General features: G+C 58.9%; 1 protein-coding gene. It reads left to right on the top strand.

Annotated features, from left to right (window positions below; genetic code table 11):
• Positions 1-88: 88 nt before the first annotated feature.
• Positions 89-16321 carry an Ig-like domain-containing protein gene (locus ACREYP_RS10705; protein WP_498881335.1) on the top strand — a complete coding sequence of 5411 codons (16233 nt, stop codon included), beginning with the start codon at positions 89-91 and terminating at the stop codon, positions 16319-16321.
• The last annotated feature ends 82 nt before the right edge of the window (positions 16322-16403 follow it).

Here is a 16403-nt window from a genome sequence, read left to right on the forward strand (position 1 = left end):
GTGAAATGAGATCCGGAATTCTCAGGGGTTTCCACATCCAAAAATTAATACCGTATGCCTCGTTCCGGCATATATAAGGAGAAGTGCTATGAGTAAGATTCTTGAAGTTATTTCCCGCAAGGACGCAGAGAAAACCCTGGTAACAGGCGATGGGAATCTCTCTGTGTCGCTTTCATCCCCCTCTGTCATTCAGATTCACGGCAGCGCTAAAGATGTGGCGCACTATCTGCGTCAGGGCAACGATCTGCTGGTATACATGAAAGACGGCAGCGTTATTCGCTGCAATGGCTATTTTGTGGAGGAAGAAGGGCGGTCTGGGCACCATTCAGAACTGGTGTTTGATGACGGCAAGGCACTGACGCATATCACTTTCGACGAAGCGGGCGCCGCGGTTGGCACCCAGGGCACGGCTTTAACGGCAACCTCCGTCCCCATTGAATCCATTGCACCATTCATGGACGGCTCTGCGCTCGGCGATGTGCCGTGGGGCTGGGTTGCTGGTGCCGTGGCCGGGGGCGCGGGTATCGGGGCGCTGCTGGCACACGGCGGCGGGAAGTCACACACCACCGTTATCGACAATACCAAAGAGGTCGAAAGCGCCCGGCCAACGTTCACGGTTACCGACAACAAAGGCGACAGCAAAGGGCTGCTGAGCAGCAACGCGGTGACCGATGACGCAACGCCAACCTTCAGCGGCTCCGGACAGCCGGGAGCCACTATTCAGGTCAAAGACAGCAACGGCAACACCATTGCCAGCACCATGGTCGACAGCAACGGCAACTGGAAAGTGCTGCTGAGCGAGCAGCCGGACGGGACGCACACCTACAGCGTGGTGCAAATCGACGGCAATAAAGTCACCTCTGCCGGGGATATTACCCTCAATGTTGTTACCGCTCAGGCTTCACTGACCGTCGCGACGACGGCAGGCGACAATATGATCAACGCGGCGGAGCAGGCAAATGACGTTATCATCAGCGGCAGTTCGCAGGCGCTGGCCAGCGGCACGGCGTTAACCCTCACCCTGAACGGGAAAACTTACAGCACAACCGTAGGTAGCGACGGCAGCTGGAGCGTAACCGTGCCTGCAGCCGACGCCAAAAACCTGGCGGACGGGAGCTGGACGGTAGCCGTGAGCGGGAAAGACGCCGCAGGCAACAATGTCACTGCCAGTGAAACGCTGGTGGTGGACACGAAAGCGCCTGGGCTAACGGTAAATGCCATCGCCGACGACAACATCATTAATGCGGTTGAACACGGCGCGGCGGTGATCATCGGCGGTAAAACTGACGCCGAAGCCGGGCAGGTGGTCACGCTTAAGCTTAACGGCAAAACCTATACCGCAACGGTAAGCGCAGACGGCAGCTGGAGCATGACCGTGCCGGCGGGTGATGTGCAGACTATGGCGGACAATAGCTACACGCTGAACTTCAGCGTCAGCGATAAAGCGGGCAACACCACCACCACTAACGCGTCCCTGCTGGTAGACACCACGCCGCCGGAAGCCAGCGTCAATACCGTGGCCGGGGATGATATTCTCAGCGTCAGCGAACAGGGTCAGGCACAGATCATTTCTGGCACCAGCCGTGGCGCAGCCCCTGGAGACAAGGTCACCGTTTCTATTGGAGGAGAAACCTTCCAAACCAGCGTGCAGCAGGACGGCAGCTGGAGCGTGGGCGTACCCAAAGAAATTATTTCATCGCTGCCGGAAGGCACAAATACCGTTACCGTAACCATCACCGATGCGGCGGGAAACAGTGGCCGAGTAGACCATGACATCACCGTCAGCTCTACGCCGCCAGCGGTTGCCTTCCATCCGATAAGCCAGGACAACGTGCTGAACGCCATTGAGGCGACTCAGCCGTTAACGCTGAGCGGCACCAGCAATTTACCGGACGGCAGCACCGTCACCGTCAGGCTGAATAACGTCAATTATACCGCGGACGTTCAGGGCGGTGTCTGGCAGGTTCAGGTACCCGTTGATGATGTCGTCAAGCTGGGCGATACCACTTACACGCTGAGCGTCAGCGGCACGGACAGTACGGGAAATACGGGGACGGCGAATGCGACGCTGCTGGTTGATACGGCACTGCCTACGGTAGTGGTGTCGACCTTCGCGGGCGACAACCGCATCAACAACAGCGAAATCGCTAACGACCAGACGCTGAGCGGGCGAGTCACCGGCGCGCGTGAAGGCGACACGGTTACCCTTAACGTAGGTGGAAAAAACTACACCACCAAAGTACAAAGCGATTTGACCTGGAGCATCACTGTTTCTGCGGGCGACCTGCAGGCGCTGGGCGATGGCGATGTCTCCGTGGTTGCGTCCGTGACCAACGGTCACGGCAATACAGGCCGGGGCGACAGCAGCTTTAATATCAACGCTCAGCTCCCGGGGCTGCGCATCAATACCGTGTCCGGGGATGACGTGATTAACGCCATCGAGCAGCATCAGGATTTGACGGTGAGCGGCACCAGCTCACACCTCAACGCCGGGACAATTATTACCGTACGCGTGAATGGCGTGGATTACCCGGCGGCTGTAAGCGCCACCGGCATCTGGCAAATAGGGATCCCGGCAAGCGATCTGGCCAGCTGGCCGAACGGTAAGCTGGACATTAGCGCCAGTTCTGCCGATGAATGGGGCAACCCGGTTGCGGCCTCCCGCCCGGTGGACGTTGACCTGAACTCCGTCGCTATCTCCATCAACAGCGTGACCAGCGATGACATGCTGAATGCGGTTGAGAAGGCCGCAGATCTTACCCTGGGCGGGAAAACTCAGGGCGTAGAAACCGGGCAAACTGTAGTCATTAAATTTGCCGGGCACACCTACACCACAACCGTTAACGAAAACGGTGACTGGACGTATACCGTGCCAGCGGCGGATATGCGCGACATGATTGATGGCCGCGCAGAAGTGTCCGTGAGCGTTACCAATGCCAGCGGTAATAGCGCCAGCGGCGCAAGGGAAGTGCTGGTCGATACCCAGCCACCGTCAATCACGCTCCACAGCGTCACGGCTGACAATATTCTTAATCATGCCGAAGCGGCACAAGACCTGGTCATCACCGGTACCAGCACCGCACAGCCGGGGCAAACGGTCACCGTGAACCTCAATAACCAAAGCTACACCGGGCAGGTGCTGGCCGATGGCACCTGGAGCATCACCGTGCCGGTTGCAGACCTGGCTAATCTAACCGACGGTAACTGGTCTATCAGCGCCAGCGTCAGCGACATAGCAGGCAACCCGGCCAGTACCAACCACGGCATGCTGGTCGATACCACCGTGCCGGTGGTCACCATCAATGTTTTCGCTGGCGATAACATCGTTAACCGCACCGAACATTCCCAGGCGCAGATCTTGTCCGGTAAAGCCACCGGCGCGGCCGCGGGCGACAGCGTTAAAGTCACCGTTAACGGCGTCGAGTATTCTACGGTGCTGGACGCCGGTGGAAACTGGAGCATTGGCCTGCCTGCAGAGGTGATAGGCGGTCTGGCAGACGGCAAATATACCGCAACGGTCGCGGTGACGGATAAAGCAGGCAACGTCGGCGGCAGCTCGCTGGCGTTTGATGTTGCTACCGGACTGCCGCAAATCACCATCAATGTCATCGCGCAGGATGACGTGATTAACGCGGCAGAAAAGAGCGCAGAAGTTACCATTAGCGGGACCAGCAACCAGCCGGACGGGACACAAATCACCGTGAATCTGAACGGCGTTGACTATGCTGCCGTCGTCAACGGCAGTGCCTGGAGCGTTAAGATCCCGGCGCTGGACGTCGCAAAATTGGGTGAAGCTAACTATACCGTTAACGCATCGGTCACGGATGCCAGCGGTAACAGCAATTCTGCCAGTCACAGCGTGCTGGTCGACAGCTCGCTGCCTGTCATCACTATTAATACCGTCGCGGGCGACAACATCATCAACCTGGCGGAGGTTAACGCCGGACAGGTGCTCAGCGGCAGCGCGTTCAACGCGGCGGCAGGAGATGAAGTTACCGTCATTCTTGGCGGTAAAAGCTATACGGTTACCGTCCAGAGCGACCTGAGCTGGAGTTTGCCGCTGAGCAAAGAGATGCTCACCGCGCTGGGCGATGGTGAGCTTACCGTTCACGCCTCCGTCACCAACGGGCGCGGTAACACCGGCAGCACGGATCATGACATCACGATCGCAGCCCAGCTGCCGGGCCTGCGTATTAATACTATCGCGGGCGATGACGTGATCAACCTCGCGGAGCATAGCCAGGATCTCATTGTCAGCGGCACCAGCATTGGCCTCAACGCGGGTAGCGTGGTGACCGTGACGCTAAACGGCAAAGACTATCTGGCGACGGTAAACGCCGACGGCACCTGGAGCGCCGCCGTACCGGGAAGCGACGTTAGCCGCTGGCCTGACGGCGTGCTGACGGTAACCGCAAAAGCAGAGGATGGCGCCCAAAATCCGGTCAGCATCGACGGTATCGTGGATGTCGATTTAGCGCCGGTGTCCATCAGCGTGAATAGCGTCACGGCCGATAACGTGCTGAACGCGGCAGAAAAAGGCAGCGATCTGGTGCTCTCCGGCTTGACCACTAACGTTGAGCCGGGCCAGACCGTCAGCATTACCTTCGCCGGGCATCGCTATACCACCGTCGTGAATGACGACGGGAGCTGGCGCTATACCGTACCAGCCGCCGACATGGCAAAACTGAAAGACGGTGATGCCCAGGTGACCGTCAGCGTCAGCAACGTGAACGGTAACCCGGCAAACGCCGCCCAGGAATACAGCGTGGACGCCAGCGCGCCAACGCTACTTATCGATCCGCTGAGCGGGGATAACCTGCTTAACGCCGCAGAAGCGAAGCAGCCGCTGATTGTCAGCGGCAGCAGCAGCGCAGAGCCGGGGCAGGACGTTACGGTGACGCTGAATAACGTCAACTATACCGCGACCGTTGGCGCCGATGGCCGCTGGAGCGTCAGCGTTCCGGCCAATGATTTAGCCGCGCTCAAGGACGGCATCATCACCGTCAGCGCCTCCGTGGCTGACAAAGCAGGTAACCCTGCAAACGCCGATCGCGGCATGCTGGTTGATATTACCGAGCCGAAGCTGACTATCGATACCGTGGCAGGCGATGACATCATTAATGCCAGCGAGCATAACCAGGCCCACACCGTGAGCGGCACCAGCACCGGAGCTGCTGCGGGGGATGTGGTTACCGTCGTGGTGACCAACGGGCAGGGAACGTCGTTCACCTTCACCACAACGCTTGATGCCGGGGGTAACTGGAATGTCGGCATCCCGGCGTCGGTCATTAATGGCCTGGCGGACGGCAGCTACACCATCACCGCCAGCGTCACCGATGCGGCTGGCAACAGCGGCAGCGCCGATCGCGGCCTGAGCGTGAATACCGCGCTGCCGGCGATCTCGATTGCCGCCATTGCGGTGGATGACGTCATTAACGCGACGGAAAAGGGGCAGGACCTTGTGCTTTCCGGGACCAGCAACCAGCCCGCTGGCACCCTCATCACCGTCACCCTGAACGGGATTACTTACCAGGCCGTGGCCGGAACCGACGGCAGCTGGAGCACAACGATTCCGGCTTCTGCCGTCAGCAAGCTGGGTGAGGCTAATTACACGGTGACCGCGGCGGTAACCGATGCCCACGGTAATAGCAATAGCGACAGCCACAGCGTGCAGGTCGATAGCGCCTTGCCAACCGTTACTATCAACAACGTCACCAGCGACAATATTCTCAATATCACGGAAATCGCCAGCGGCCAGACGCTCAGCGGCCTCGTCACCGGGGCGGTAAAAGGTGACGTTGTCACTATTAATCTCGGCGGCAAGCTGTATCAGGCGACCGTCCAGGACGATTTGAGCTGGAGCCTGTTGGTTTCCAAAGAGATCCTCACCGCGCTGGGCAACGGCGAGCTGACCATTACTGCTTCTGTGACCAACGGACACGGCAACACCGGCAGCGGCAGTCGCGATATTGTTATCGACGCGAACCTGCCGGGGCTGCGCGTGGGCACCGTCGCGGGCGATGACGTGATTAACGCCATCGAGCATAACCAGAACCTGATTATCAACGGCACCAGCACCGGCCTCAGCGCGGGCAGCGCGGTAACCGTAACGATTAACGGTAAAGACTACGCGGCAACCGTTCGCGCGGACGGCAGCTGGCAGGCCGCCGTACCGGGAGAAGATGTCGCTCGCTGGGCAGAAGGTGCCGTCACCATTGAGGTGAAGGGCAGCAGCGGCGCGGGAAATGATGTGGCTATCCAGCATCAGGTTACCGTCGATCTCAGCGAAGTGGTGATCGGAATTAACGCCATAACCGGCGATAATGTATTGAACGCCGCCGAAAAGAGCGCCAACCTCGAACTCTCCGGCACGACGCAAAACGTAGAGCCGGGGCAAACCGTCAGCATTACCTTTGCCGGGCACACCTACACCGCCACGGTTCAGGCGGACGGCAGCTGGAAGTACACCGTCCCGGCGGCGGATATGGTGAACCTGAAAGAGGGTGACACCACCGTTCAGGTGAGCGTGACCAACAAAAATGGCAACAGCACAGAAGCGGCGCAAAACGTCAGCGTCGACAGCCTTGCTCCGACCCTGACCGTGGATCCTGTCAGCCAGGATAACCTGCTGAATGCCGCAGAGGCTAAGCAGGATCTGATTATCAGCGGAACCAGTACCGCAGAGGCGGGCCAGACCGTGACCGTGCAGCTGAACGGCGAAAGCTATCAGGCAACGGTAAAGGCAGACGGAAACTGGAGCCTGACCGTACCTGCATCGGACGTCGGCAAACTGGTTGAGGGTAACGTCACCGTCACCGCAAGCGTGGAAGACCGCGCGGGTAACCCGGGCAGCGCCAGCCGCGACGTGCTGGTTGATAAAACCGTGCCTGAAGTGACCATCGGCACCGTCGCTACTGACGACGTGATTAACCAGACCGAACACGGCCAGGCGCAGGTGATCTCCGGTACCAGCACCGGCGCGCAGGCTGGCGATATTGTTACCGTTACGCTAGGCGGTAAAAGCTACACCGGCGTAGTGGACGCGAGCGGGAACTGGAGCGTCGGCATCCCGCGGGCGGATATCAGCGCGCTGGGCGATAACACCTACACCGTGACGGCCTCCATTACCGACAAAGCGGGAAATACCGGCGATGCGATTCATAGCGTCAAGGTCGATACCGCGGCACCAACCCTGACCATCGACATTATTGCGGGGGACAACATCCTCAATGCCGATGAGAAAACCGGGGATGTCATCATCAGCGGTTCCTCTACCGGGCTGGCGAGCGGGAGCGCCGTCACCGTACATCTGAACGGTAAAAACTATGCCGCTACCGTGGGCGACGACGGCAAATGGTCCACCACCGTACCAGCAGGCGACGTGGGCAAACTTGGCGAGGCCTTCTATGAGGTTTCCGTCAGCGCCAGCAACGGCGTGGGCAACGCTGGCAGCCAGAGCAGCACGCTGGAAGTCGCCTCTACGCTGCCGGGCGTTATTATCAATGCCGTGGCGATCGACGACATTATCAATGCCTCCGAGCTGGCCGCTGGCCAGACGATCACCGGGCGCGTGACCGGCGTGCAGGCCGGCGCAGACGTGACCATTAACATCGGCGGCGTCAACTATACCGCGAAGGTGCAAAGCGATCTCACCTGGAGCCTGGCCCTTAGCCAGGATGTGCTGACCGCACTGGGCGACGGCTCGCTTAAAATTAATGCTTCCGTGACGGACGGCGCGGGTAACACCGGTACCGGCTCTCGCGAAGTCACTATCGACGCGGCCCTGCCGGGCATCCGGATTAATACCATTGCGGGCGATGACGTTATCAACGCCATTGAACATGGCCTGAACCTGGTCATCAACGGCACCAGCCGCGGCCTGAGCGAAGGCAGTGCGGTAACCGTGACCATCAACGGTAAAGACTATGCCGCGACGGTACGCGCCGACGGCAGTTGGCAGACTGTGGTGCCAGGAAACGAAGTCAGCCAGTGGCAGGCCGGAGATATTACCGTTTCGGCAGGCGGAACCAGCAGCTCAGGCAACCCGGTGTCCATCGATCACACCGTCAATGTTGATCTCAGCGCGGTGGCGATAACCATCGGCCAGATTGCCGGGGACGACGTGCTGAACGCTGCCGAGAAGGGCGCTGATTTATTGCTGTCCGGAGCAACACAGAATGTGGAGGCCGGGCAGACCATCACCATTACCTTTGCCGGGCACACCTACACTACTCAGGTAGCAAGCGACGGTAGCTGGACATTCACCGTACCGGCTAATGATATGAAAGGGTTGAAAGACGGCGAGACTTCTGTGGAAGTTAGCGTCGCTAACGTGAGCGGTAACGGAGCATCGGCCGGGCGTGAAATCAGCGTGGATACCGCAGCCCCGACCCTGCAAATCAACACTATCGCCGGGGATGACGTGCTCAATGCAGCCGAGGCCGGGCAGCCGCTGGTCATCAACGGTACCAGCAATGCGGAGCCGGGCCAGACCGTGACCGTGAAGCTGAATAATGAAACTTATACCGGTACCGTGCAGGCTGACGGAACGTGGAGCATAACCGTTCCGGCGGAGAAAGCTTCTGCGCTTGGTGACGGCGTCTATTCCGTTGCAGCCAGCGTCAGCGATGCCGCAGGCAACCACACCTCCGCAAACCATAACTTCAGCGTGGACGTCACCGTGCCGACCATCTCCTTTGGTGTGGTTGCGGGCGACGATGTGATTAACCTCGCCGAGCACGGGCAGGCACAAATTATCTCCGGTTCCAGCAGCGGCGCTGCGGCAGGGGACAAAATTACCGTGACCATTGGCTCCAACAGCTGGACCACCACCGTGGACGCTGCGGGCAACTGGAGCATTGGCGTCCCGGCCAGCGTCGTCAGCCAGCTGGCGGACGGCACCGTCACTATTCACGCCAGCCTGACGGATGCAGCAGGTAATACGGGGATCGGTAGCCATGACGTTGTGGTCAATACCGGTTTACCGTCGCTCAGCTTCAATCCGTTAAGCGGTGACAACGTGCTTAACGCCAGTGAAAAAGGGGAAACATTAACCCTGAGCGGGACCAGCGCTAATCTGGCCCCGGGCACTGCGGTTATTGTCACGCTGAACGGTAAAAATTATACCGCCACCACCGACGCCAGCGGTAACTGGAGTGTTGACGTTCAGCCGGGCGATCTGGTCGGGCTGGGCGAAGCCAACTATACGCTGACCGCTACCGCAACAAGCGCTATCGGTAACAGTGCCAGCACTCACGCCAGTTTGTTGGTCGACACCGCCGCGCCGGGCGTCACGATTAATCCAGTGACCGCAGACAACGTCCTTAACGCGTCTGAAATCGCAGCAGGCCAGACTCTGAGCGGAAAAGTCAGCAATGCGGCAGCCGGCGACACAGTCACGATCAATCTGGGGGGGAAAACCTACACCGCGACGGTGCAGAGCGATCTGAGCTGGAGCCTCGACCTGCCTGCTAGCGTGCTTACCGCCCTGGGGAACGGAAAACTCACCGCCACGGCCTCGGTCACTAACGGGCACGGCAACAGCGGCACGGCAGAACGTGAATTTACCATTGATGCCAGCCTGCCGGGTCTTCGGATCCACACCGTGGCGGGGGACGATGTGATCAACGCCATTGAACACAATCAGAACCTGATTGTTAGCGGAAGCGCTAGCGGTATGAGCGCAGGCAGTACCGTGACCGTCACCATCAACGGCAAAGGCTACCTGGCAACGGTGAGCGCCAGCGGAACCTGGTCGGCCGCCGTACCTGCGGAAGATGTCAGCCAGTGGGCGGCAGGCAATGTCACTGTTACCGCCGCGGGCAGCAGTAGCGCGGGGAACCCGATCTCTATCGATCGCATGGTGAATGTCGACCTCAGTCCGGTTGCGGTCAGCGTTGACGCTATCACAGCAGATAACGTGCTTAACGCGGCTGAGAAAGGGGCCGATCTGGTTCTTTCAGGTAAGACCCAGAACGTTGAGGCCGGGCAAAACGTCACCATTCTTTTCGGCGGGCACACCTATACGGCGCAGGTTGCGGCCGACGGGAGCTGGAGTTACACCGTGCCAGCAGGCGATATGGCTGGGCTGAAGGATGGCGATGCGTCAGTAAAAGCTACCGTGACTAACGTGAACGGCAACGGAGCCAGCGCAGAGCGTGAGTTCAGCGTGGATGCCACGCCGCCGGGGCTTGCCATTGACCCCATTGCCACGGACAACGTTATCAATGCCGCAGAAGCAGGCGCGGGCGTCGTCGTCACCGGAACGTCAAACGCGGAAGCCGGACAGACGGTCACGCTGACCCTGGACGGAAAAACCTATACTGGCGTAGTGAAAGCGGACGGCACCTGGAGCGTAACGCTTGATGCTACAGCCCTGGGGAGCCTGGCAGATAACAACTATCAGATTAGTGCGAGCGTCAGCGATGCGGCGGGTAACGGATCAACCAGCAGCAAAACGATAACGCTAGACACCACCGCGCCGACGATCGGCTTTAACGTCGTGGCGGGTGACGACATCATCAACTTTGAAGAGCACGCTCAGGCGCAGATTATCTCTGGCTCCAGCAGCGGCGCAGCGGCAGGGAATAAAATTGTTATTACCCTCAACGGCACTCAGTATGTCACCCAGATAGATGCCAACGGCAACTGGAGCATAGGCGTCCCGGCTTCGGCGATTTCATCGCTGAAAAACGGCACGGCAACGATTACCGCCACGCTCACCGACGGCGCCGGCAACGAGGGCACTAACACCCATACGGTTGAGGTTAACGCCGTCCGTGTCGGGCTAACCATCGGGACTATTAGCGATGACGACGTGATTAACGCCGCAGAATCTCAGCAGGATTTGGTTATCGGCGGAGGTAGCGCTGAACTGGCCGTGGGCACTCAGGTGACCGTTACGCTGAACGGCGTACAGTACCACACCACTGTTCAACAAGGCGGCGGCTGGAGCGTTACCGTGCCGGCGAATCAGGTACAAAACCTGGTGCATGGTAACGGCTACACGGTCGTGGCATCGGCGACGGACGGCGCAAATAACGCCACTTCGGCAAGCCATAACATCACCATAGACACCGCAGCGCCGGTCATCACCCTCGCCGATATCTCCGGTGACAACGTGATCAACGCGGCGGAACAGCAGCTGCCGTTAACCATTCGCGGTACCAGCAGCGCGGAAGCCGGGCAAAAAGTGACCGTTAAGCTGGGAAGCGGGAGCTACGAAGCTACGGTGCAGACGGACGGCTCCTGGAGCGTGACCGTTGCCGCGGACGACCTGGCGAAGCTTACCGACGGTGACTTCAACGTTAGCGCCTCCGTTCAGGATAAGGCAGGAAACCCGGGCAGCGCGGATCGTACTTTGACGGTGGACACTACCCCGCCAACCATCACCTTTAACAAGGTGGCGGGGGACGACATCATCAACAGCGCCGAGCAGCAGGCAGGCCAGGTCATTAGCGGCACCACTGACGCTCATCCTGGGCAGACGGTAACCATCACCTTCAATAATCACTCTTATAAGGCGGTGGTGAGCGACACCGGAACATGGTCTGTGACCGTCCCGGCACAGGACTTCCTGGGCGCGACAGACGGCAGTTACCAGATTTCCGCCAGCGTTAGCGATAAAGCCGGGAACAGCAGCAGTGCGAATAAGCAGGTGACCCTGAACGGCGAGGTGCCGACCATCAGCGTCAATGACTTCGCGCAGGACAACATTGTCAGCGCCGCAGAACACGGCACTCCGCTGGTGATAAGCGGCGTGACCAACGCGCCTGCGGGCCAGACGGTGACTATCACCCTGAATAATCAGAGCTATACCACCACGGTCAACGGCGACGGCACCTGGAGCTACACCCTCGGCAGCGGTGCGGTTTCCGCGCTGGTCGATGGCGGCTCGTATGTGATTCATGCCAGCGTCAGCAACAGCATCGGTAACAGTGCGGGAGCAGATCGCACCGTCACGGTGGACACCACACCGCCGCAGATGACCATTACCATTGACGCTCTGCAAAACGACACCGGGCTGAGCAAGACTGACTTTATTACCGCCGATAACAAGGTGGTGGTGAAAGGTTCCCTGAGCGCGGCACTCGGCAATAACGAAAAGGCGCAGATAAGCCTCGACGGGGGATCCAGCTGGATTGACCTTGTGGTTAACGGCAAATCCTGGAGCTATGCCGACGGGCGCACGCTGCCGGACGGTATCGTGACCTATAACGTACGCGTCATCGACAATGCCGGCAACGTGGGCTCGACGGCAACGCAAAACGTAACTATTGATACTGTTGCGCCGGATGCCAGTAAAACCATTACCGTTGAGGCCATTACCCAGGATACGGGTCTCGATGCGCACGACTTTATTACCAGTGACAATACGCTGACCATTAGCGGCAAGTTAGGGGGAACGCTGGCGGCCGGTGAACATGCCCAGATCAGTATTGATGGCGGAAAAACCTGGGTTGACGTGAGTATCAGCGGCACCACATGGAGCTACATCGATAGCCGCACGCTGGCCGACGGGGATTATCTCTATCAACTGCGCGTGATTGATGATGCGGGCAATATCGGAGCAACCACCAGCCAGTTGGTCACCGTTGATACCGTGGCACCGGATGCGAGCAAATCCGTAACCATTGACCGCATTGCCGACGATACAGGGCTGAGTAATAGCGACTTTGTCACCAGCGACACCTCGCTGACTATCCACGGTTCTCTGGGCGCTTCACTGCTGGACGGCGAATATGTGCAGATAAGCATGGACGGAGGCCTCACCTGGAAAACGGTCACCACGGTAGGCACAACCTGGTACTTTACCGACGGGCGAACGTTAACTGACGGCACGTATCAATACTATGTTCGCGTGGTCGACGCTGCGGGTAATGTCGGGCAGAGCGCTTCTCAGACGGTAACGGTAGACACCACGCCGCCGGATGCGGCTATCACCGTTACCGTGGACAGCATCACCACCGACAGCGGCTTCAGCAACAGCGACTTTATCACCAACGATAACACGCTGACGCTGAACGGCTCACTTGGCGCGGTGCTTGGCAAAAATGAATATGTTCAGGTGAGCTTCGACGGCGGAGCCAACTGGGTTAACGCCACGTCCGTCAACGGGACAAGCTGGAGCTATACCGATGGCCGCCAGCTTGCGGACGGTAACCACACCTGGCAGGTTCGCGTTGTCGACCTTGCTGGAAACGTGGGAGCAACCACCAGCCAGACGGTAACGGTAGATACCGTCGCGCCAACCTACGGCATCACCATCGACAGTATTTCGGATGATACCGGGCAGAGCGCCAGCGACTTTATCACTATGGATACCACGCTCACGCTGAACGGCACCCTGGGCCACGCCCTTGCCAGCGACGAGCGTGTGCAAATCAGCCTGGACGGCGGTCAGAGCTGGGTGGATGCCGTGGTGAACGGCACGGCGTGGCATTACGTGGATGGACGTACATTGCCGGACGGCGACCATCTTTATCAGGTGCGGATTATCGATCAGGCCGGAAACGTGGGTTCAACCGCAGCCCAGGTTGTCACCGTTGATACCGTAGCGCCGGATACCGTCGGCACTATCGTCAGCTATACGGATAATGACGGCGAGCGTACCGGTAATTTCGACAGCAGCTACTCCACCGACGATACCTCGCCGGTGCTGAACGGTACGCTGAACCATGCGCTGGCCGACGGTGAAATTGCCCAGATCTTCCGCGATGGCGTGCTGGTAGGCAAGGTGACCATTACCGGCGGTACAAGCTGGACCTTTGCGGATTCTGGCCTGCTGGACGGAAATTACCACTATGTTCTGCGCGTGACGGACAAAGCGGGGAACTACACCGAGTCGAACGACTTCACGCTGACGGTCGATACCTCGGTGCCGACGACAATTGCCCACGTAGATGCGGTATCGACTTCAGATACCACGCCGATTCTCACCGGGGATGTCAGTGCCCAACTGATGAATGGTGAATTCGTGGTCGTGACCGTGAATGGCAAAACGTACAGCTCCGAGCGCGGAGGTCCGGTGGTGGTCGATCCTTCATCCAACCGCTGGTATCTGCAAATTCCTGACAGCGACCTGCTGGGGCTGAACAGCTACAACGTCACCGCCCAAGTGAAGAGCAGCGCGGGTAACGGCAACAACACAGGGATCCAGACAGGATCGCTGGTCGTGCATGCCGAAACGGCCAATGACACCAGCTGGGCGAACACGGCGGGCAATGCGAACAACAGCGCCAGCACGTTAATGCTCAACAATAACGGCCTGTGGACGCTGGTGACCAATACCTCAGTATACAACGGCACGGATCTGAACAGTTACACCCAGACGTCGCTGCCTAATACGCGTGCGAATACCGTCAGCTACACCGCGCTGGACTTTGACCGTAACGGCACCGTTGATATATACGGCACGGAAACCACTTACGGCAACGCGGTACAGACCATGTGGATCGCCAACGCCAATGGCACTTATACCACCAGTACCCAGGCCAACGGCACCACGATCTGGTACGGCGGCGTTATCGCCTATGACAAAAACGGCGATGGTTATGTCGACCTGGCCTACGGTGACGCCGGGGGCGACTCCAGAACCTACCTGATTAACAACAAGGGTAGCATGGTGGCCGACGGGACCAATGGCAACGGCGGCTTGACCGGCGTCAGCTACCGCGAACTGTCCGGCGTGGACATCAACAATGACGGTAACATCGATATTGTTCAGCATACCAACAGCAACGGGACCAGTGCGCTGAGCGTGATTTCTAACAACGGCAGCAAGCTGACGACCCTGCAGTCTATTGCCAACGTGTTTGTCGATAACGCGGCGAACACGACGACCGCTGCCTCCATGACGTGGGCCGACTTCAACGGCGATGGCTACCTGGATCTCTATATCGCCACCGGTCGGAGCGTGACCTCTGCGACGGTGAATTACAGCGGGAAGATTTTCTACAACGATGGCAATGGTCAGTTGAACAGCAACTACACCAGCGTGGAGTCTACGTCGACCGCGGCTAACGCAGGCTATATGTCCGTGGCCGTGGACTGGGACGGTGATGGCGACATGGATATTGTTAAGTTTTCCACCTACGGCACCAGTCAGACAGCGCGTCTGTTTAGCAACGACGGCACCGGCAAGAACTGGACCGAAAGCCAGCTGGCAAAAGGACTGGTTAACGTCACGGGCGTTGCGGTGGCGGACTACGACTGGAACGGTACTCAGGATCTGCTGGTGTCTCAGCAAAACGGGAAAGTGGTGTTGGTGGCCAACACCAACACCATCGCCCCGGGTACCGCGATGCACCTGCGCATTGTCGACAGTGAAGGGATCAACGTCTTCTACGGCAATACCGTCCGGCTGTATGACTCTGCCGGGAAGCTGGTTTCGACGCAGATTATCAACGCCCAGTCGGGCATTGGGGCGAACGACGCGTCGGCGCTGGTGAGCTTCTACGGCCTCAACCCGAATGAAACCTACCATGCCGAGCTGGTCAGAGCGATTAACGGCGTCACCAGCAATGTGACCTGGAATGGGCTAACCGCCGGAGACGGGAAAGAAAGCTATGCCCTGACGGCGGAGGCCGCCACCGGCGTTCACGGCGGCACGCTGAACGGCACTGGCTATAACGATACCTTTATCGCCGAGCAGGGAACCTACGTCTATAACGGCGGCGGCGGCTGGGAAACTTCATCCGATCACCAGACCTGGAGCGCGACGGGCGGGATGGATGTGGTTGACTTCCGTAACTCCGGGGTAGGCATCACCGTTGATCTGGGCAAAACCGGGGCGCAAAACACCGGCTTTAACACGGCAACCTTCACCAACATCGAAGGGATCGTCGGCTCCAGCCATGACGACGTGATCACCGGCAATAGCGGGAACAACACCTTCGAAGGCGGCGGCGGCAATGACACCTTCAACATCGGCAGCGGCGGCCACGATACGTTGCTCTACAAGCTGTTGAACAGTTCGGATGCCACCGGCGGCAACGGCCATGATGTGGTGAACGGCTTCAGCGTGGGAACCTGGGAAGGTACGGCGGACAGCGACCGTATTGACCTTCGTGAGCTGCTGCAGGGCAGCGGCTACGCCGGGGACGCATCGGCGCATTACATCAATGGCGTTGCGCAGCTGGGGGCCGGGGCGGGCAATATCGGGGACTACATCAAAGTGGTGCAGAACGGCAGCAGCACTGAGATTCAAATTGACCGCGACGGTAAGGGCGGCGTCTTTGACCCGACCACGGTAGTCACGCTCAACGGGGTACAAACCGATCTCGCCACGCTGCTGGCTAACCACCAACTGTTAGTTATCTAGCCCTTATTCCGCCGGGCCTTAAGTCCGGCGGAATATCAGCAGCTTAACTTTTATTACCCGGTATAAAACATGTTTATGAAAC

It is taken from the genome of Enterobacter sp. TMH.L2 (assembly GCF_050847315.1).
GTDB lineage: Bacteria > Pseudomonadota > Gammaproteobacteria > Enterobacterales > Enterobacteriaceae > Cedecea.